18 protein-coding genes and 2 pseudogenes are annotated in these 21317 nt (G+C 45.4%); 10 read left to right on the plus strand and 10 right to left on the minus strand.

What is annotated here, in order from left to right; all coding sequences use genetic code 11:
* The first annotated feature begins 35 nt into the window (after positions 1-35).
* From QUB25_RS17405 to QUB25_RS17415, 3 genes are all read left to right on the plus strand, one after another.
* A complete protein-coding gene (locus QUB25_RS17405) occupies positions 36-770 on the plus strand; it encodes a Uma2 family endonuclease (RefSeq protein ID WP_333184581.1) in 735 nt (244 codons plus the stop codon).
* Between the two features lie 132 nt (positions 771-902).
* Positions 903-2219: a homoserine dehydrogenase gene (locus tag QUB25_RS17410; RefSeq protein WP_333184584.1), complete on the plus strand. Its 1317-nt coding sequence runs from the start codon at positions 903-905 to the stop codon at positions 2217-2219.
* Between the two features lie 217 nt (positions 2220-2436).
* On the plus strand, positions 2437-3288 hold the full coding sequence (locus QUB25_RS17415; RefSeq protein WP_333184586.1) for a hypothetical protein: 852 nt from the start codon (positions 2437-2439) through the stop codon (positions 3286-3288).
* A 17-nt stretch (positions 3289-3305) separates the two neighbouring features.
* Here the strand turns inward: QUB25_RS17415 and QUB25_RS17420 are convergent, their stop codons facing one another.
* Together QUB25_RS17420 and QUB25_RS17425 are read right to left on the minus strand one after the other, a co-directional pair.
* Positions 3306-3782, minus strand: coding sequence for a hypothetical protein (locus QUB25_RS17420; RefSeq protein WP_333184588.1), 477 nt, complete (start codon positions 3780-3782; stop codon positions 3306-3308).
* 160 nt (positions 3783-3942) lie between these two features.
* Entirely contained in the window at positions 3943-4827 is an 885-nt protein-coding gene (locus QUB25_RS17425) for a PhzF family phenazine biosynthesis protein (protein WP_333184590.1), read from the minus strand.
* A gap of 174 nt (positions 4828-5001) precedes the next feature.
* Here QUB25_RS17425 and QUB25_RS17430 point away from each other — a divergent pair, with 174 nt between their 5' ends.
* A complete protein-coding gene (locus QUB25_RS17430) occupies positions 5002-6330 on the plus strand; it encodes a WD40 repeat domain-containing protein (protein ID WP_333184592.1) in 1329 nt (442 codons plus the stop codon).
* Between the two features lie 146 nt (positions 6331-6476).
* Positions 6477-7031 carry a Uma2 family endonuclease gene (locus QUB25_RS17435; RefSeq protein ID WP_333184595.1) on the plus strand — a complete coding sequence of 185 codons (555 nt, stop codon included), beginning with the start codon at positions 6477-6479 and terminating at the stop codon, positions 7029-7031.
* An 82-nt stretch (positions 7032-7113) separates the two neighbouring features.
* On the opposite strand, the gene trpE is transcribed toward QUB25_RS17435, so the two are convergent.
* The 7 genes from trpE to QUB25_RS17470 all read right to left on the minus strand — a co-directional run bounded on the left by trpE (position 7114) and on the right by QUB25_RS17470 (position 15299).
* On the minus strand, positions 7114-8661 hold the full coding sequence (gene trpE / locus QUB25_RS17440; protein WP_333184596.1) for an anthranilate synthase component I: 1548 nt from the start codon (positions 8659-8661) through the stop codon (positions 7114-7116).
* A 111-nt stretch (positions 8662-8772) separates the two neighbouring features.
* Positions 8773-9633: a GNAT family N-acetyltransferase gene (locus QUB25_RS17445; RefSeq protein WP_333060137.1), complete on the minus strand. Its 861-nt coding sequence runs from the start codon at positions 9631-9633 to the stop codon at positions 8773-8775.
* A 163-nt stretch (positions 9634-9796) separates the two neighbouring features.
* Positions 9797-10222, minus strand: coding sequence for a photosystem I reaction center subunit II PsaD (locus QUB25_RS17450; protein ID WP_332949173.1), 426 nt, complete (start codon positions 10220-10222; stop codon positions 9797-9799).
* Between the two features lie 299 nt (positions 10223-10521).
* Entirely contained in the window at positions 10522-11022 is a 501-nt protein-coding gene (locus tag QUB25_RS17455; protein ID WP_333035860.1) for a peptidoglycan-binding protein, read from the minus strand.
* An 845-nt stretch (positions 11023-11867) separates the two neighbouring features.
* A complete protein-coding gene (locus QUB25_RS17460; RefSeq protein ID WP_333184598.1) occupies positions 11868-13856 on the minus strand; it encodes a DICT sensory domain-containing protein in 1989 nt (662 codons plus the stop codon).
* Between the two features lie 643 nt (positions 13857-14499).
* On the minus strand, positions 14500-14811 hold the full coding sequence (locus tag QUB25_RS17465) for a DUF2973 domain-containing protein (protein ID WP_333035863.1): 312 nt from the start codon (positions 14809-14811) through the stop codon (positions 14500-14502).
* 158 nt (positions 14812-14969) lie between these two features.
* Complete coding sequence (locus QUB25_RS17470; RefSeq protein WP_333060134.1) at positions 14970-15299, minus strand: DUF2605 domain-containing protein; 330 nt, start codon at positions 15297-15299, stop codon at positions 14970-14972.
* Positions 15300-15550: 251 nt separating this feature from the next.
* Here QUB25_RS17470 and QUB25_RS17475 point away from each other — a divergent pair, with 251 nt between their 5' ends.
* The 5 genes and pseudogenes from QUB25_RS17475 (at position 15551) to QUB25_RS17495 (ending at position 20285) form a co-directional block, all read left to right on the plus strand.
* Entirely contained in the window at positions 15551-15748 is a 198-nt protein-coding gene (locus QUB25_RS17475; protein ID WP_333184602.1) for a hypothetical protein, read from the plus strand.
* Entirely contained in the window at positions 15741-17570 is a 1830-nt protein-coding gene (gene thrS, locus QUB25_RS17480) for a threonine--tRNA ligase (RefSeq protein ID WP_333060132.1), read from the plus strand. The genes QUB25_RS17475 and thrS overlap by 8 nt, the downstream gene beginning before the upstream one ends.
* Before the next feature lie 168 nt (positions 17571-17738).
* Positions 17739-17867: a DUF4058 family protein gene (locus QUB25_RS17485; RefSeq protein WP_333184679.1), complete on the plus strand. Its 129-nt coding sequence runs from the start codon at positions 17739-17741 to the stop codon at positions 17865-17867.
* Between the two features lie 267 nt (positions 17868-18134).
* A pseudogene (locus QUB25_RS17490) lies at positions 18135-18598 on the plus strand (IS1 family transposase); the annotation flags it as partial.
* 373 nt (positions 18599-18971) lie between these two features.
* Complete coding sequence (locus QUB25_RS17495; protein WP_333184604.1) at positions 18972-20285, plus strand: aminotransferase class I/II-fold pyridoxal phosphate-dependent enzyme; 1314 nt, start codon at positions 18972-18974, stop codon at positions 20283-20285.
* A gap of 162 nt (positions 20286-20447) precedes the next feature.
* Here the strand turns inward: QUB25_RS17495 and QUB25_RS17500 are convergent.
* A pseudogene (locus tag QUB25_RS17500) lies at positions 20448-21185 on the minus strand (IS1 family transposase).
* Positions 21186-21317 lie beyond the last annotated feature (132 nt).

The following is a 21317-nucleotide window of genomic DNA, read 5'->3' on the forward strand; positions in this document are numbered from 1 at the left end:
TGAAGTAAGCTCACCGAGAAAGGGAGATCGCTGACATGACCCTAATTTCTACCCAAAAACTGACCTTTAAAGAGTATCTGGACTACCAGGGAGAATCAGGTGTTTGTTATGAATTATATCGGGGACATATCATTGAAATGCCAACACCGACAGCTATACATATCAAAATATGTGAATTTTTGGTTTACCAGTTCCGGCGCTTCTTTGCAGCACACAACCTACCGCTAGTTGCCGTTGTCACTACCGCCGTCCGAACCGAGGAAAACTCTGCGCGCGTTCCTGAGGTTGTAATTTGCACTCAGAGTCTTTGGGAACAAGTCTGCGCGCAACCTGGTTCCGCAGTCTTGGACTTTGAAGAAAAACCACTGTTAGTTATAGAAGTTACCAGTCAAAATTGGCGGGACGACTACATCCGCAAACGGGCAGAATATGACTTAATTGATATCCCTGAATATTGGATTGTAGACCCCAATTTACTAAAAATACGAGTGTGTAGCCGTCCAGAAAATGAAGGCAGTTACTCTCACCAGGAATTTTTGCCGGGACAGCAACTTCAGTCTGTACAGTTCGCTGAATTTATTTTATCGGTGAATCAAGTGCTATCTCCTCCGCTAGTAGAAGATTTAATTCGAGAAGAAGAAGCACAGCGACAGCAGCTAGAACAGCAAAATCGGCAGCTAGAACAGCAAGTTAATGCAGAACGCCAGCGGGCCGAAAGATTGGCCCAGCGACTCCGAGAAATGGGGGTAGACATGGATTCAGAACTGTGAATTGTCATCTCAAATTAGATCCCAGACTTCTTAAAGAAGTCTGGGATCTGGATATTGAGCTTACTTAAATGACAAATTGCTTGATTAGCATACAATGATTGTAGGTTAATTGAGTTTCTATGGGTCAAAGTCGTGGCTTTCAAAATTGGTTTGTTAGGTTTGGGTACAGTTGGTGCGGGAACAGCAGAGATTTTGCTCTCCCCAGACGGCCGCCATCCGCTGTTGCAGGAATTGGAAATCTATCGGGTGGGAGTGCGCGATATTTCTCGAACTCGGTCTTTACAATTGCCAGAAAATGTGCTGACAACTGACCTAGAAGCGATCGCAACTGACCCGGAAATTGATATTGTAGTAGAACTGATTGGCGGATTGGAACCGGCGCGATCGCTCATTCTGCAAGCTATTGCCAGCGGCAAGCACGTCGTCACTGCCAACAAAGCAGTTATCGCCCGCTACGGTAATGAAATCTTCGAGGCCGCCAACAAAAAGGGCGTTTACGTAATGCTAGAAGCTGCTGTCGGCGGCGGCATTCCAGTCATTCAAAGCCTCAAACAATCTTTAGGTGCAAACCGCATTCAAACTGTCACCGGCATCGTCAACGGCACAACTAATTACATCCTGACGCGGATGCAAACAGAAGGCGCAGACTTTGCCGAAGTGCTCGCCGACGCTCAGCAATTAGGTTATGCTGAAGCTGACCCCACAGCAGATGTAGATGGATTAGATGCTGCCGATAAAATTGCTATTTTAGCCTCGCTAGCTTTTGGCGGACGCATCAAATTAGCAGATGTTCACTGCGAAGGTATTAGAAAAGTTAGTGCGGCTGATATTAACTACGCCGACAAGCTGGGATTTGTGATTAAATTGTTGGCTATTGCTCAAGAAACCTCCCGCTACAATGGCAAGCAAGCGGAGGGAGAAAGCGAACTGCTGTCAATTCGAGTGCACCCGAGTTTTGTGCCGAAAACTCATCCGCTGGCGAGTGTTAACGGGGTTTACAATGCCATTTTAGTCGAAGGAGAGCCGATCGGGCAATTGATGCTGTACGGGCGCGGCGCCGGTGCGGGCCCAACAGCTAGCGCCGTAGTATCCGACATAATGAATGTGGCGGCCATCCTGAAAACCGAAACTGTTCCGATTCCCCATCCTTTGCTGAGTTGCAGTCACCAACACTACTGCAAAATTGCTCCGATGCAGGAACTTGTTACTCGCTTTTATGCCCGTTTTCTGACGCGCGATACTCCGGGGGTAATTGGCAAACTCGGCACTTGTTTCGGCAACCACAAAGTTAGTTTGGAATCTGTTGTGCAGACGGGAATTCGCGGCGATTTAGCAGAAATTGTCGTCGTAACTCACGATGTTAGGGAAGGGAATTTTCAACAAGCACTCGATGAAATTCGCGCGCTGGAAGCAGTCGATAGTATTGCTAGCACGTTGCGAGTTTTGTAAAAGTAATGTGGTAGGGCGGGTTTCACATACAATATTTGCTAATCATTGACAATATCTAAAACCCGCCCTCTCTCTCACCCAACTGTAAATGTCATGTAGATTTTTGCCATTTGATACAAGTAAAAGTTACTTGAGATTATTCGTTGTGCGGTGGCGGGTTTAGGTAGATTTTTTTTACTTATTAAAGATTGTTGGTAAAACCGGCGGCTACCAGATAATGAAAGGAACAGAATTCGATTTTGTCGATCGACAAACGGGAAGGCACTTGCTAGATTCCCTCTATGAAAAGTTTGCCAAACCCCAACTGCACGATACTTTTAAACCCAATAATCCTTCAATTTACATTCGGCACGAAGAAGGGCAAGTTATTGATGGAAATTATATCATAAAAAAAGTGTTTGAAGACTCTCGCACTGGTTTTTATGCTGAAAGTCGCATCCCCATTTATGGCAATAATCCGCCTGTTTTTGTGATTCGCGGCTACGGTTCTTGGTATCCTTTCGAGCGCGTTTTGGAAGATACACCCGATGTATTTATGGCCAAACTAGAACGCCAGTTAAAATCGGCGCAAACTGCGGGTGCTATTGATTGGATAAAGCAGCAATTTCACAGCGGGAATCCGCCGGATATCATCGGAGAAAGTTTGGGCGGCAAAGTTGCTCAGCAAATAGCCGCAAAATACCCAGATTATATTAGATCCACTGTAATTTTTAATTCTTTGGGCGTTTCGGAAAAGTTAGCTAAAACTTCCACGGCTAAAAATGTTTTTCACTACTTTACTTTAGGCGAAAGGTATGCTTTCTGGGCAAATGAAGGCGATTACATACCGGGAACGATTTTTGTGATTTCCCAGAAAGGCAACAACTGTTGTTATAAAATCGAAGAGGCGATCGTCCGAATGGCGCGTTTTGAAGGCAAGTTTCTCAAAAGACGCGCGATTGTGGCAATATTGGCTCAGTGGCTTTTGCTAAACAGACACAATGCGATCGTCCTCAACAAGCGACGGCCAGTAGTCGTTGAGATCGATCGCACTCAATTGCAAATTTTCCGAAAAAAGCGCTTTGTTTAAACTCAGACAGAATGGCTTCAGGCCGCAGATGGCTGATTTTCCCGCGCTGCGACTGCCAGAACCAGACAAAGTGCTGCGATCGCTTTTTCCCATTCTTGCTTTACAGCGGTGGGTTGAACCTCATCAAAGGCGCTAACTAAACGAGGGATCGCTCGTTCTAATGCCTGTCTGGGAATTGATTTGTGCAGATCGACTAAACGAATTAAACTTTCTTGATTCTTCAAAAAACCGACTACCCATTTCGTAGTATGATCTGGACTGTCAGGAACGTTTTTAATTCCTAGTTCTGTTTGCAACCAGTCGTAAAAAGGCGGCAGCTTTTGAGCTAAAACAGTTCCAGCCGTTGGCAAAGTTTCTTTGAGCAAACCACTATCGAGACTTCCCAAGACTTGATTGAATTCCGGTGAATCGAGCAAGCTGGTTAATGGCAGTGAAAGCAGCGCTTCTGAAGCGTCAGGGGATACATTTAAAGTCCGCGAAAATGTTTGCAGCATTGGAAAGTCTCTGGTAGGGATGACTTTTTTAGCCTAACAATCACGCGAATCAATGAATATGAGCTACCTCATATTAGCAAAATTGCAAGATCTCGATCGCCAAAGAAGCCTCTAAATCTAGCTGCGTGCCTCTGCGGTTAATAATTTCCCATTAAATATTCTACACAAATTCTCCCTTAGCAATCATCACCACCTTACCCCCCACCAAAACTGTTATTTCCCCTTCATTCTTAGCGGCTTGTAACAACAGCAAAGAAGGTCGATCGATTTCATAACCCTGCTCAACTCTGACATCAATCTTTGCTTCCCCATAATAATCATGTTCTACCAAATATCCCGCCAAGCAGCCGTTAGCACTGCCAGTCGCCGGATCTTCTGGAATTCCTAATGAATGGGCAAAAACTCGCACGCTTAAATCATTAAGGTCGCTGTAGGTTTCTGGGCAAAATATCAAAATTTCTTTCGCTTCCATTGTATTAACTAGCTCAAAATATTTATCTAAGTTGACTTGAGCTTTTTTGAGCGACGCGAGAGTTTTTATTGGGACAATTATAAACGGCACTCCGGTCGAAACTTCTTGAATTGGGAAGTTGGCATCAATTTCATCGGGTGCTAAATTCAGGACATTTGCCAGAGTCTCGGCTGATAAAACTTGACCAAAACTAGGCGGGTTTTGTCGCATCCACAAAAGATCTGCCGATTCATTGTGATAATTAAAAGTAACCGGAATTTGACCGACGGCGAGATTGAGAATTACTCGATCGACCTTTTCGCGAATAATCTCTTGCTGCAACACAAACGCAGTACCCAAAGTCGGATGACCGGCAAAGGGCAATTCCTTCTTGGGCGTGAATATCCGCACGTCATAGCCGCCATCTCGCGGATCGGGCGATCGAATAAACGTAGTTTCTGAATAATTGATTTCCCTCGCTATCAGCAGCATTTGGGCCTCAGATAGTTCGGCAACTCCCGCACCGCAAAATACAGCTAGTTGATTGCCAGCATATTTTGACTCCGCAAACACGTCAACTATATAAAAATTCATAATTAGGCCTTTGGTAAAAGTCGATAACTGATATTTTACATCCAGCGTTACAAAGCAGATTTATTTTATCGATCGAGTCAGCGCGACGATTTGACGCAGTTTAAAGAAGTGCTTAGAATTGGAAAGATATAGAGAAACAGGGATTTGTAAGAATTTGTTGAGGGATTTGTAACGATGAGTGAGTTTAAACAAGAGTTAGGGAAAATGTCGCAGGAAAAGCGACTTTATACTTTAGAAACTCTGCCAAGGCATTTAGTAGAGAGTGGGCAAGGGGAAAAGCTGCACCAGTTGTTAACGGATTTCGATTTTATTGAGGCGAAACTGGATGAGTTGGGGGTTCAAGCGTTAATTGAGGATTATGATTTAGCGACAGATTCTAATTTGTTGCGGGAGCAGGATCGAAGTCGAAATCTCTACTTAATTCCCTACGCACTTCGCAAGTCAGCGCCAATTTTGGAAAGGGATAAAACGCAATTAGCAGGTCAATTATGGGGGAGATTGCTTGCTTTTGAAAAGCCTGAGTTTCTGAAAATGTTGGAACAAGCCAAGCAGTCGAAAAATAGTCCTTGGGTGCGACCTTTGAGGGGGAATTTAGTAGCGCTGCCTTTTGGAGCATGTGGGCTTATGCTCGGCGGCAATCATAGCGGGGTACAAGCAGTGGCGATCGCACCCGACGGCAAACAAGCAATTTCGGCTTCATCGGATCAAACTATTAAAATCTGGGACACCGAGACAGGTAGAGAACTGAGAACTCTCACCGGTCATACTGGCTCGGTAAGGGGAGTCGCGATCGCACCGGATGGCCTGACAGCGATTTCGGCTTTAGACGATAACACCCTAAAAATTTGGGACACCGAGACAGGTAGAGAACTTCAAACCCTCATCGGTCATACTAACTCTGTAAGGGGAGTGGCGATCGCGCCCGACGGCCTGACAGCGATTTCGGCTTCAGACGATAACACCCTAAAAATCTGGGACTTGCTCAGCGGAACCGAACTGAGAACGCTCACCGGTCATACTAACTCGGTAACGCGAGTCGCGATCGCACCCGACGGCCTGACAGCAATTTCGGCTTCAGACGATAACACCCTAAAAGTCTGGAATTTGCTCAGCGGAACCGAACTGAGAACTCTCACCGATACTGGCTATGTATATGCAGTGGCGATGGCATCGGACGGCTTCATAGCGATTTCGCTTTCACAACTTAAGACCCTGAAAATCTGGGACACAGACAGCACCAGGGAACTTCAAATCCTCACCGATGATGATAGCTTTGCATCTGCAGTAGCGCTCGCACCCGACGGCAAACGAGTAATTTCAGCTTCATTCGATAACACCCTAAGAATCTGGGATCTGCCTAGCGGCAAAGAAATTGCTAGTTTCAGCGGAGATTATTGGTTTAATTGGTGTGCGATCGCGCCTGATGGGGTGACACTGGTAGCGGGGGATTTCGCGGGCCGGCTACATTTCCTGCGATTGGAGGGAGTTAGCCGCGGGGGATAGGAGTTTTAAGTGCGATCGAGTCTTCAATCGTCTTTCGTCGGGTTTTGTTTGACAAGACGCGGTTTCAACCGCCCGGCGCGAGCGAAAAAAGTCGGTTCATAGGCGATCGCGTATAAAATCAGAATAAAAACATAGGAGTAATCGCCGTGAGCGTCACGACTGTAAAATGGACGGTTGCAGACTACCACCGCATCATTGCAGCCGGCATTCTGGAAGGGCGAAATGCTGAATTAATAGATGGAGAAATAATCGAAATAGCTCCCGAAGGAGAATCTCATGCTTACTCTAGCGATGAGGCTGGAGAGTACCTAATTTTTTTGCTGGGCGATCGAGCTAAAATCCTCCAAGGTAAACCGATTATCTTGCCGCCAAGCAACTCCGAGCCACAACTCGATATCGCTGTAATTCAACGTTTGGGACAAGATTACCGAGAACATCATCCCTATCCAGAAAACATCTTTTGGCTGATAGAATACTCGGATTATACTCTGAGCAAAGACTTGGGAATCAAAAGCAAGATTTACGCGGAAGCCGGCATTTCTGAGTATTGGGTTGTCAATTTGCGAACTATGGAATTAATAGTATTTCGAGAGCCTACCAATGAAGGATATCAATCGAGAGAAACTCTGACTCAGGGTAATATTAATCCGCTGGCTTTTCCTGATATTGCAGTTTCGGTCGCTCGAATATTAGGGGCTTAGGTAAATAGGACTTACGCAAAGAAACCGGATTTTCTTGTTACCAGGCAGAGCCTGGTAACACAGATCCAGAGGCTCCGCCTCGCTATTTCAAACAGCGAATTGCTTCCAACATTCCCCTGGCTTTATTCAGCGTTTCTTCGTACTCCATATCTGGGTTAGAATCAGCCACCAAACCAGCACCTGCTTGCACAGAAACCGAATGTTTATCGCCTCCTTGAGAACGAACAACCATAGTCCGAATGGCGATCGCACTATTCAACTGTCCCTCAAAATCATAATAGCCGTAAACCCCAGAATACGGCCCCCGGCGGCAACCTTCCAACTCGTGCACAATCTCCATCGCCCGAATCTTCGGAGCACCGCTAACCGTACCCGCAGGAAAACCAGCTTTCAACAAATCCCAAGCTGTCTTATCCTCAGCCAATTCTCCCACCACATTGCTCACAATGTGCATGACGTGAGAATAACGCTCAATTTCCATTAACTCGTCAACTTTTACAGTACCGTTTCGGCAAACTCTTCCTAAATCGTTCCTGCCCAAATCAACTAACATGACGTGTTCCGCAATTTCTTTCGGATCTTGCAGCAATTCAGCAGCCAAAGCATCATCTTCTTGAGGAGTTTTACCCCTGCGGCGAGTGCCCGCAATCGGTCGCAAAGTTGCAATTTTTTTGCCATCAGCAGTGTTTTCCGCCTTCACCATAATTTCGGGACTCGAACCGATAATCTGCCAATCTCCGAAATGAAAATAAGCCATGTACGGAGAAGGATTAATCAGACGCAAAGATCGGTAAAGTGCAAAAGAATCGCCACTGTATTCAGCCTCTAGTCGCTGCGAAATAACTACTTGAAAAATATCTCCCGCTTTGATATAATCCTTAGCCTTTAAGACATTGGCACAATACTTTTCACGGGTAATATTGCTCGTGTAAGTCAATTCTGTATTTCCGGTTGTGGAACGGGCATCTTGCCCGTTATTGGGAGGTGTCCATTCTATGAGAGTAGATTGCCGGGAAAGCGGCGATTGCAGCTTCTGAACTAACTTACCAACCCGATCGCACGCTTGCTGATAAGCATCGGCCAAATCAACGCCAACCTCGCGCAAATCCGCATAGGCGACGGCCCAAATTTTCCGCTTCACCTGGTCGAAAATCAGCAAATTATCCACCTGCATCCACAATCCATCCGGCAAATCATTCTCGCTTGCTGGATGCACCGGAACTCGCGGTTCTATCCACTTAATTAACTCGTAACCCCAAAAACCGAATAACCCGCCAATTCCCGGTGGCAACTGCGGCAATTTCACCGGTTGATAAGACTCCAAACATTCAGTTAAAGCTACAAACGGATCGCCCGTAAATACTTTTTCGGAACCGTCACGGTAAACTTGAGTTGTGCGAGATCCCCTTGCCTCCAAAATCCACAACGGATCGCACCCTAAGAAACTATAACGCCCAAGTTTTTCCCCACCTTCCACCGACTCCAGCAGAAAACTGTAAGGTTGACCGGCACAAACCCGATACCACGCAGACACCGGCGTATCCAAATCAGCAACCCATTCTTGATACACGGGTACAAAATTGCCTTGTTTCGCCAGTTCCGAAAATTGTGAGAAATCGGGGAATATCATATATATCAGAAGGGAGAAGGAAGAAGGAAGAGGGAAGAAGGAAGAAAGAAGAAGGAAAATGGAATCCTGGCAATAATTTCAGCGATTAAAAGCGTCCTAACCGTCTTGGGTTCAATAAACAAAAGACGGAAAGCAACAGCCATGAGGCTGCTGGTACTCGCCAACTGCCATCACCGCCATCGGTTTGAGCGCGCGCAGCCCCTCTTGCAAACACCAGCGAAACAAACTTGCGTAACGCACCGGCAAGTGGAAAGAAACCTGTGCTTCGGAGTTCGACGCGGCCGCCCCCAACAGTAAAGCCTGCATATCCGCTTCAGTTTCTGCGACGCTGTGGCTCAAAGCCGACACCGCACAAGTATAAGCCACAATCCGACCTTGTTTGCAAGCAACCCAAGGAGAAAAGAAATTCAGGGCGTACTCAATATCGCTAGTTCGATCGCACCTGTATAATTTCTTGCACAAAGCCGCACATTCACCAACATCCTCACTAGCCATCGCCCGAACCTCAAACCCATTCTGTGGCTGGCTGCGAAACTTCCCCTCCATTAACACGAAAGGTTCCTTCACCTCAAAACCCAATGAAGCGTACAGCGACAGCGACGCCATATTAAAAGATTCTTGAACCAAACGGATACCCACAGCGTTCTGTCCCTGTTCCAGCAAAGCTTTCATGATTTGCCGTCCCGTGCCGCGGCCCTGAAAAGTGCGATCGACACTGACGGGCCCGATACCGCGAATCGGGCTGCGTTCGTCCATAAACCCGCAGCCGACAACCGCACCCTCGCTGTCGGCTACTATGTCAAAAAACAACGGACTTTCGATCAGAAGACCAATAATTTCAGTTGAAAACTCCAGCGTCGGAAAATCTGTAGGGAATTGATGGCGATCGGAAATACATTTAAAAGCTTCATAATTAATGCGAGCGCAAACATCGATATCAGAAGGCTGCGCTCGCCTGATTGCGACATTCATTATTAATTTAACGATTAACTTTTAATAAGATTTGAAGTTTGCAGTAGTATTTTGGCGCTGCGGGCTTAGCCTCCCGCGCCAGAATACTACTGCAAAAACAAGTTTACAAGCTGAGCCTTACAGGGAATATTACCTATGTTTTGCTCAGCCATGAACTCATTGTCTAAGGATCGAAAGTCTTCTTACCGCTGAACTTGAGCTTCGCCGGATTTGGATTGCTGCCAATATTGCGGTCAATCTTACCGTTGTAGGGACGACCTTCGTTCACCTTCTCAGGGAACACGCCATCTTTGGGATGGAGGTACTCAGTAGTACCGTCGGGAAACACTCGGTAAATTTTGTAGTTGGTGATTTTGAATTTGGCCCGCAGTTGCTGGCCGCCCAAAGCGATGCACTGCTCCTTCCGGGGCAGATGCAGCAAGTTGTCGCCTTGACGCATAATCGCAGCGCCACCAGTAGGCATTTCAAACACCTGCTCCTTGGGGCTAGTCCAAGTGATAGCGTACTTCTCTTCAACTAGCGCCTTGGTCAGCAAGCCGCCGGTGCTGCCGCCGAAGATTGGGGGTTGTCCAGTAAGTTGTTCGGCCATAGATATATCCAAAGGATTTTTACGGCATCGTATCATCGAGACTGCACGCTGTTCTCGAAATTGTAAGGAAAATTAACAGTTTTTTGGCGATCGATCTCTTCTGATAATTGATAATTAGTAGTTAATAATTGATAATTGATAATTTCCACCAAAGTTATAAAACCAAATTAGGCAGCACGAATCCCGAAAAAATAATCAAAAAAAAACAGCAATTATTCTGGTGCTTGTGGGGCACCCGAATAATCGCACATTCCTCTAATTTCTCCCCACACACGATCGAACAATTTACCGCGTCAACCCTAAGTCAAGAACCAATTAGGGTCATAGCCGCGCGGAATTTGGCTCAAAGCAGTCCAAGTTTCTTGATTGACAATCCCGTCGGCCTCAATCCCAAAGCTTTTTTGAAATGCGCGAACAGCTTTGTCCGTCAAAGTAGCAAAGTCACCGTCAACTTTACCGCCATAATGCTTGGAAATTTTGAGAACTTCCTGAACAGTAGCGACTGCTTCCCCAGAACTTCCCAATCTGAGTACCGGCATATTAACTGGAGCACCAGTATAAAGCGCCTGCCAAGTCAGCGGTCCGACAATACCGTCCGGCGACAAGAAAACCCGAAACTGAAACAGTTTCACAGAAAATTCAACTGCTTTGTTAAAAATTCCTTTAGCAGGATGCCGATAAAGTTGCAACTTGGTTAGCAGTTGTTCGAGTTCCAATACCGCTTTACCTTCTGAACCTAATTGTAGTTGTGGCTTTTTGGCCATAGGTTGAGTAGATTTCATCTGGGTTGTAGGTGACATAATCGATTTTCCTAACCTCTAGGTTTGAGTATTCTTCTGGAAAAAAACTTTTTCCGGGCGAAACATTTGCATTCTCAAATTTTCACGAATCAACACTGGCGCCGTCAGTGCCTCAACAGATTCGAGCGACTTTTACCATCTCACGACTTGTTGACAGGAGACTTACACCCTTTTAGATTTTAGATTTTAGATTTTAGATTCGGCATGACTGATTACTATCGGGGTTTGTAGCTTACCTACAGTTGGATTCTTTTTTTAAACTGATATTAATTGGCTGCAGCCTCCCTAGGTATTCTGTCGCCAAACCGGGTTTAAGACGGCAAGCGCATCCTGAATCTGCTTTGATACTTTCGATTTTAAAGCGGAACACCGCGTGCCTACATCACCTTTAAGGCCGATCTAAGAGGGTGAGGATTGAGGGTGAGAGAGAGTGTAGCAGCGGAGGCTGGTTCTGCAGTGAAAACTTTTCTGTACAATCGTATCTCGGTCGATCCATTAATATCGATTCCGGCTGCACCGGACTCATTGTTGATTGTTGACTGTTGACTGTGAGTCAAAAAACTGAAAATTGCGCGAATTATTTGTTGGCCTCGGGATTCGACTTTACGCCCGACGATGAAGGGCGGATTTGATATCATTCCGGTGCAGCCGGATTTGATATAACTCGATCGATACTTGCGCGCTCAGACGCCCACAAACCAGGGTTTTTACAGTATATTTTATGTAGATTTAGTACGGAGAAAGCGGGTTTCGAGCAACAGAATCAGTAAGGATGCGAGAACTGTAAAGAAACCCGCTTTCTGGCGTGTACTTCATAAGCCTGGAATACGCTGTATTAATTGAGTCTAAACAGTGGGAATAGTAAAGTGAAATTCACTTCCTCGGTCTTTTCCTGCGGAATCTACCCAAATTTTACCGCCCCAGCCGGCAACAATCTGTTTGCAAATTGCCAATCCCAAACCGGTACCGCCGGCACTGCGGCGCAAAGCTCCTTCTTCTTGATAAAATCGATCGAACACTACTTTTAAACTGTTGGCCTCTATTCCCCTCCCCGTATCGGCTACGAGCACCTCCACCATCTGAGAACCGTTGTATTTCGCTTGCACTGTCACGCTTCCTTGAGGTGTGGTGAATTTGCAAGCGTTGTCTAGCAGTTTAGAGAGCACCTCTACCAACCACTCTCCGTCAGCTTGCACTAAAGGCAATTCTGCGGACACTTCGGCGATAATTTCCGGTAACTGTTGATCGACAGTGCGCGATCGCACGCTGCTGAGGGCCAAATCAACGCATTCTTGCAGCGTCAGCGATTCTACATTCCATTGGACTCGCCCGCTTTCTAAGTGAGAAAGAGTTAAGAAATCCTGCACGAGTTTCCGCATTCTATCGGCATCGCCGAGGGCAGTTTCTAACATGATTTGCCGCAATTCGGCAGGCATATCTGGTTCGGAGTTCAAACTTTCCAAACAAACTTGAATCGTAGAAAGAGGGGTGCGGAGTTCGTGTCCGGTGATGGCAATTAGATTGCTGCGAGTGCGGTCTAATGCTTCTAATTGTTGGTTGAGTTCTTCTAAATGAGCGTAGGTTTCTGCTTGAATTAAGGCGGCTCCGAGTTGGGTGGCGATCGCCTCTACTAAAGCAATTTCGTCTTCTTCCCAAGGCAAAACCGATCGACACTGGTGCATTTCCACCATTCCCAAAACCCGCCCTTGATAAAGCACTGGCACCATTAACCAAGAGACAATTTGCCAATTTTTTACAGTTTTTTCCAGAAATTTTGTATTGACAATCAGTGGGTGTTGTGATGTGTCTTGGATGTAAACTCGCTCTTGCCGCGCCACCGCGTCGCTCCATATTTGATTTTCCTGCAACAGCCAAGTCTGATCCAGCATAGAATTAGCGCCCGGAGCCAAAAACTCGCGATCGATTTTGACCGCCACATCTGTGGCCTTGCACCGATAAATCAAACATCGGCTTGCCGACAGGGCAGTGCCGAGTTCTTGGACTGCGACTTCGACGATTTCTTGCGGGTTGAGAGACTGCCGCATTGCCGTGGTAATTAAGTTTACGAGGCGTTCTTTGCGTTCCTGAGCGGCGATGGCGCTGTATGCTTTGAGCAGTTTGTGCTGGCCTGCTTGCAAGTAGGTTACTAAGCGTTCGGTAAAAGCATCGCTCAATTTGGGATTGGGAATTTTTGAGTTTTTTCTCGTACTTATGTCGGGTTTGGCGGCTTTGGAAGTGGCGGATTTCCGCGTTTTTTTCGGTGTTTTGAGCTTGTAAGTAGTTCGCGCTCGATCGATCTTTTCGGCCAATTCCGGGCGATAATTGACAATTCTATCGAGCAACAATGCGGCAGCTTTGGAGCTGACCTCGCGATCGAACGTCCAAATTCCTTCAAATCTGCGAGCTTGATCCATCAACAGTGGCCCGCGATCGTCCTGGTTGTCGATCGGCACAATTTTTTCTTGACAAATCAAGCAAGTTGAGTATTGTTGGCCCAGCACCACTAAGTGCCACTCTTTACTTAATCCGTCATCCGGTGCAAATGCCACAGTTTCGTGACACTCCGAAGCATTTTTAAAGTCAGTTTCCGGTGCTGCCAGCACGTATACCTGAGACGAGCGTGAGGCAATTCGCCGGTAGCGGTGAGCTTCCTGGCGGTAGAAGCGCTCTCGCTGAAAGCTTGCAATGACTAGCGGTTCGTCGTCGGAACCCGCCAAAACTAAGTCTTCCATTGCGTGAGACAGGGCTGTCATGGAAGATTTGAAATAAATTTGTGCCCGCAGTTGGGGCAAAGCTTGCAGAAGTTCTGCCAGTAGCGAAATAGGGACGATCATCTAGCCTTAAACGTGCATTTTTGCCGATGACAAAACAGGATCGATAGGAGGTTTAGAGCGATCCCTTTTCAGTATCTGATACATTTATGCTTCATAACACGACTGTTTAAGTCATATCATGCTAGGCATATCATTTAGACGAATCTAAGCAGAGGTATGCCTCCAAGACCTTGAGTTCATCCCAAAGTCACCTGTTTTTACCTCTAGGTTTTGACGCCAACTCATCTATTCAGGGTTCGATTCGGGCGTTAGGACTCTCACCATTCAGACTTGTTAGGCACCGCTTGCGGATCTCTTGCATTATACTATTCTTGAGCTATTTGATATCAGCGCCATCTTTATCGGTTTTTGGCGAATCGGTTTTTGGCGATCGCTCTGGCTAATCGGCAATTAAACTTTCAAAAATCACAAATAATTGGCCATTAGCTAAAAACTAACGGCCAATTATTGTGAGGACTTATATCCAATCTGGTTAGATTCGGAATGATGCCAAGGATGCTCGGAAAATTATTATGCCGATGAAGCGCGGAAACGATTTTCACCAAAATCTATGAAGAAAAAGGGTTTCGGACACCTAGCGTGTAAATCCTATTTTTTTTTTGAGGCATCGCCCCTAAGTATAAATGCTGCCGCTGTGGTTGTCTTAGGCTAGTTCGCCCCCTTCGTCGCTGCCGCCCGGAGATGATTTGTAGAGAGCATCTAATTGTTCGCGGGCGTCTTGGACAGTCAGCGAACGCATCACTAACAGGGGCTCATTGACAATGTGGCCGTGTTCGTCTAAAAGTTCTGGATGGGGTACAGATTGAGAGCGAGGATGGGATGCGTGGCGATTATTTGCCATGAATTGTTGAGGGCGCTGGGACTCCATACCTACGGTGACTAGACTGCGGATTAAGTTACCGACTGCCAGAAAGGCAAGAACGGTAAAAGCTAAAATATAAAGCAGGTGCAACATTATTTTCTCCTCCGGGCTAAACAGCCACACAGCAATTTACAAAGGTGTTTCAGCAAGTAATAACTTATTAACTGGAAATATGTTTGAGGTTGTCAAGTCAGCCCCTACATTTCCAAAGGTTTGGGGTTTGAGTGCAAGTTTAACTTGAACTCGCTTCCTTATTTTCCTGGGTGAGCTGACTGCAATGAGCGAAAGCGCGACGATACTTGCCAGCATTCGGCGAGCAGTCGGTGCCACGGCATCAGTGCTGCTGTTTCAATCCCAACTTGACCTCCGGTTGCTTGAAATAGAGCTGTAGCCGCGCCTACTTCTTGGTGAGCCTGTTTGACTCGCGCCAGCAAGTCAGATTGATCTTCGTCGCTGAGAAAGGGAATTTCTTCAGTTTCTAAGAGCTTTGCCGATCGAGCGAACCAGTAATTGAAATCCTCTAACAGCGGTTCCAGTAACGCTTTGAGCAATTCGGGCTCGGGCAAGTTGGAATTAAGCATGGATCAAAATTGGGTTATTTATCTATTATAGTCTTAGACGGTCTTTACAAATTGTAACATATTTTTAACAAAAATTCAATAATTTAACCACAATTAGCAGGTGGGTGTGAATAAATTTAACTGTGCCAGCAGCGATTTTTGAGTCGAAATCCCAAATTATGCAATATCCGCTCAGACTCGCTAGCAATAGCTCATAGCAGAAGGAAGTTCGGCAACGGATTCGCTTTCTTCGGATGTAACGGATGTAACGGATGAAAGAAAGAAAAAAGAAGGAAGAAAAAAACTATGCCCAATGCCCAATGCCCAATGCCCAATGCCCAATGCCCAATGCCCAGAATGACCTAATTTCCCGGAGTGTCCGCCAGTCGGAAGTCGGCGCTTGCTGTCCCAATCTGAGTAAGATAGAAGCAACTGCAACTAAATTAATTGCTAATTCAGCCGATGTCTAGCTCAGAATCCATGTCCCCTCCAGAAGAGTCCGTTAAGATTGAGTTGCCCCGCACGAGTGAGTCGGAGGCACTAAAAAAAATTCGCCACACCACCTCCCACGTTATGGCGATGGCGGTGCAGAAGTTATTTCCCAAGGCGCAAGTAACGATCGGCCCTTGGATTGAAAACGGTTTCTATTATGACTTTGACACTCCCGAACCTTTTACGGAACAGGATTTAAAAGCCATTAAAAAAGAGATGATCAAAATCATCAACCGTAAATTGCCTGTAATTCGAGAAGAAGTCAGCCGCGAGGAAGCGGAACGCAGAATTAAGGAGATTAACGAACCTTACAAATTAGAAATTTTAGAAGGTTTGATCGAACCAATTACTATTTACCATGTGGGCGAGGAATGGTGGGATTTGTGCGCCGGGCCTCACTTAGAAAATACCAGTGAGTTGAATCCAAAGGCGATCGAGCTAGAAAGCCTAGCAGGCGCTTACTGGCGCGGCGACGAAACCAAAGCTCAATTACAGCGCATTTACGGCACAGCTTGGGAAACTCCCGAACAATTGGCAGCATACAAACACCGCAAAGAAGAAGCATTAAGGCGCGATCACCGCAAATTAGGCAAAGAATTAGGCTTGTTTATCTTTGCCGATCCGGTGGGACCTGGTTTGCCTTTGTGGACGCCAAAAGGCACTGTTTTGAGAAGTATTTTAGAAGATTACTTGAAACAAGAACAAATCAAGCGCGGTTATTTGCAAGTAGTGACTCCGCACATTGCCAGAGTCGATTTGTTCAAAATTTCTGGACACTGGCAGAAATACAAAGAAGATATGTTTCCGCTGATGGCGGAGGATGAGGAAGCGGCAGCAAACGAACAGGGTTTTGTGATGAAACCCATGAACTGCCCTTTTCACATTCAGATTTACAAAAGCGAATTGCGTTCCTATCGCGAATTGCCGATGCGCTTGGCGGAATTCGGCACAGTTTACCGCTACGAACAATCGGGAGAATTGGGCGGTTTGACGCGGGTGCGTGGCTTTACGGTGGATGATTCCCACTTATTTGTGACGCCGGAACAATTGGATGCAGAATTCTTGAATGTGGTGGATTTGATTCTGTCAGTATTCAAGAGTCTGCAACTGAAAAACTTTAAGGCGCGTTTGAGTTTCCGCGATCCGAACAATTTAGAGAAATACATCGGTTCCGATGAAGCTTGGGAAAAGGCTCAAGGTGCAATCCGCCGCGCGGTGGAAACTTTGGGAATGAATTATTTTGAGGGAATTGGGGAGGCGGCTTTTTACGGGCCGAAACTCGATTTCATTTTCCAAGATGTCTTGGATAGAGAATGGCAATTAGGAACTGTTCAGGTAGATTACAATTTGCCCGAACGTTTTGATTTGGAATACGTTGCTGAAGACGGCACTCGCAAGCGTCCGGTGATGATTCACCGCGCTCCTTTCGGTTCTTTGGAACGTTTGATCGGAATTTTGATCGAGCAGTATGCAGGCGATTTTCCGCTGTGGTTGGCGCCGATTCAGGTGCGGTTGTTGCCTGTCAGCGCCGAGTTTTTGCCGTTTGCGAAGGAAGTGGCGGCGAAGATGAAGGCGCTAAATATTCGCGCTGAAGCTGATGAGGATAGCGAGCGTTTGGGCAAGTTGATTCGCAATGCTGAGAAGGATAAAATTCCGGTGATGGGTGTTGTGGGTGCGAAGGAAGTTGAGGCGAATAGTTTGAATATTCGGACTCGGGCTTCTGGGGAGTTGGGGGCGATTTCGGTTGATGAAGTGATTGGGAGGTTGCAGGCTGCTATTAGCAGTTACGGCGATTTTTAAGCGATTAAAATCGCAGATTTTAGAACGGGCGTCTCGCCCGTCCCACAATTCACTTAATGGGCGTCTCTCCCCTTCCACAATTCACTTAACGGGCGAGACGCCCGTTTCACAATTAATACAAATGATAAGCTGTTGTGCATTTAATTTTCACAATCCTCTCCGTTGCCTTTGCGTGCAGGTGATGCTGAACCAATTGTAGATTTACAAGCGTTATTAAAGGGGGTTTACGATCGCCCCGCCAAGGACTTTAGAATAGATTATATCGCCGTATCAGTTCCCCCGCTGTCCGAAACTTAAGCTGCTGGGGCGGATGTTTTGTTGGAGGAGAGGGTATTGATCGAATTATAGAGGGAGGTTTAAGTGCGATCGCCCCCATATAAATTGCTGAGATATAATTAGATGGCGTAGAGTGGCAATAGAAAGTAATGGCAGATATTCAAATCAGCGTCGAATGACAAGATGCAGTTGCTGCTAAAGATGAACTGTTTGCGATTTCTGGCTTGTCGGGAAATTGGGAAACAACCGGGGATGATGAAAAAGAGGGAACTTTAATAATCATCCGCTTACGATCCAGAGACAATTCCAGAACTAGGAGAACTACAAATCTTTATATGATAAAAAAAACAATCTGGGTGTGGACAGCAGTAGATTACTTTAGACCAGGTATTCTAGGATGGCTATTAGGAGACCGAGCGTCCTAAAACGTTTGAACCTTTGTGGAATGTAGTTATTAGATGGGGATGCTATTTTTATGTGACGGATGGCCCGAAAGTTTATGCAATGTTTATTCCAGATGTAAACCAAATTATGTGCCCAACTTACATGACTTGCGGTTGAAGGTGAAAACACAAAATTAAGACACTATCTGGCTCGCTTAAAACGAAAGACTTTTTGTTATTCAGGCAGCCGAACAAATGCTCAGATATCCAATTAAACTACTTATTCAGTATCTCAAGTTTAATGATGTTCGCCTTCCCTATTCAATTAATTATTTCGAGCGAGCATTAGTCACCGCACGCGATAGCTAAACCATACCCCTATTCAGCAACGCCGGGATTGGTTTGTGTGGACGGTGTAGGGTACTGGGTTCTACGGCTGATGCGTTACAAATTGTTGCGAAATGATGCCGTAATGCAGTAAATAGTAAGATAGTTGGTAGTGGTGCATTATCATGTTAAACTAATAAAATAATATCAATACTCCTGAGTATATATGAGTATCACTTGTTTAAGATGTCCTTCGGGGAAAATTATTAAATACGCTCATACTTATGGTAAACAAGTGGTAAACAAGGATATAAATGTCAAGTAATGTGGGCGACGGTATTTTGTCCATGAGTATAATTTATCGTTAAGGCGAGTTCCGTGACCTGCAATTACTATACACTACTACCCAATTACTATGTACGACAAAAATAATCCAAATAAGCTCATGCCAGATCCAACAAGTGAAGGGAAGACTCACTTTATCTCACCACGGTTACTAAAGTTATTAAGTTACCAGACCCCTATAAGACAATTCTTTACCCAAGCGACCTATATGAGTCGCCGAACTGAGCCGGGAAGTATTGATTTTACTATCGGTGATGCCCATGAAATACCACCTCCAGGGTTTGTAGAAGCCTTACAGCGTTGGAGTGTACCGCAAAATCAAGGGTGGTATGGCTACAAAGGAAATATTCCACAATCACGGATCACTGTATCCGCTGCTCTTCAGGATAAACGCGGACTTTCTATATTGCCTGAAGATATTTTTATGACCAATGGTACTGTAGTTGGTTTGGCGATTTGTCTGCAAATGTTAGCTGGTGAGGGAGATGAGGTAATTATTTTGACTCCACCCTGGTTAGGTTATAGGAGTATGGTGCATTTTACCGGTGCGGTTCCGGTGGGTGTGCCTGTGGATAAAAACACCTTTGATATGGATTTGCAGGCGATCGCATCTGCAATTACAGAACGGACTCGAGCAATCATTATCAATTCACCCCACAACCCTACAGGTAAGATTTTTTCAGCTAGTATCCTAGAGGGTTTGAGCGGTATACTTAACGAGGCTTCTAAGCACTATGGCAAGCCTATTTATATTATTTCCGATGAAACCTTCAGCCGCATTGTTTTCGACAACCAAACTTGTCCCAGCCCTACTCAGTTTTACCCATTTTCTTTCTTAGTATATGGTTATAGTAAGACTTTAATGGCACCCGGTCAACGTATAGGGTATATTGCTTTACCTCCCACTATGCCTAATCGGGAAGAAATAAGACGAATCATTGCTTTCCTACAACAAACTCCTTTTGGTTGGTGTTATCCTAGTGTGCTCATGCAGTATGCATTAGGAGACTTAGAGCAACTAAACATAAATATCGAGCATTTACAAAACAAGCGAGATCGGATGGTGAAGGCACTGCGGGATATGGGTTACAACCTGTATGACCCTGATGGGACGTTCTTCCTCTTGGTGCAATCACCTTGGGATGATGACCTTGCTTTTGCCGAGTTATTAGCAAGTCAAGATATATTTGTTTTACCAGGAACTCCCCAGGAAATACCCGGTTACTTCCGAATTTCCCTTACTGCCAACGAAGAAATGATTTCGCGTTCTCTACCCAAATTCCAAGCTGCGATGGAATACGCTGTTGCTAACCCACTTGCTTCGCCCTCTTCTGTCACTAACCGCCAGAGTATAATAGAACAAAATCTCTCAAACCAGAGCTAGGTCTATGGTTAACCCTCGCCAAGCTATTTCAACCTTGAAATTGATTGATCAGTATTGTCGCTATTACAGAAATCTGTTTTCAGAAGTCAGAAGCTTCAAAGCTTTTACACACCTTCATGCTGGTATAATTTCTGAGATGGCGTTGCTGAATAGGGGTATGGTTTAGCGATCGCGTGCGGTGACTAATGCTCGCTCGAAATAATTAATTGAATAGGGAAGGCGAACATCATTAAACGTGAGATAATGAATAAGTAGTTTAATTGAAGATATGAGCATTTTTTCGGCTGCCTGAATAACAAAAAGTCTTTCGTTTTAAGCGAGCCAGATAGTGTCTTAATCTTGTGTTTTCACCTTCAACAGCAAGTCATGTAAGTTGGGCACATAATTTTGTTTCTCTCTGGAATAAACATTGCATAAACTTTCGGGCCATCCGTCACATAAAAATAGCACCCCCATCTAATAACTACATCCCACAAAGGTTCAAACGTTTTAGGACGCTCGGTCTCCTAATAGCCATCCTAGAATACCTGGTCTAAAGTAATCTACTGCTGTCCACACCCAGATTGTGTTTTTTTATCCGACAAAGGTTTGTAGCTCATCTAGTTCTCCTACTTCTGGAATTGTCTCTAGATCGTAAGCGGATGGTAGCAGCTTTCCAACTTGCTTGAGCCAATTAATTATTGTCGTGTGATGCAGGTCTTTGACTCTCTTGCTCGCACGAAAACCCATCCCATTGACATATATTTTTAGGTATTGATATTTAACTTCTTGCGCGTAACACTGCTGGGTTTGATAGCACTCTCTAAATTGCCTGCCACAGTCAACACAAATATAATTTTGCTTGCCTTTATTCGGCGCATTTTTATTAACATGAGTTGACTTATCTTCATAAAATTTCATTGCTTTGACTTTCAGTTAATTGGTTTTTGTGAATCGCTCACTCGCTCTATCGTACCTCAATTCAACAACGCCAGGAAAAGATTGGCAATGTTCAAGGGAAAGCTGCTACTTTGCACCAACTAGCAGGAATTT

The organism is Microcoleus sp. B3-D7, assembly GCF_036705305.1.
In the GTDB taxonomy this organism is placed as follows: Bacteria; Cyanobacteriota; Cyanobacteriia; order Cyanobacteriales; family Microcoleaceae; genus Microcoleus.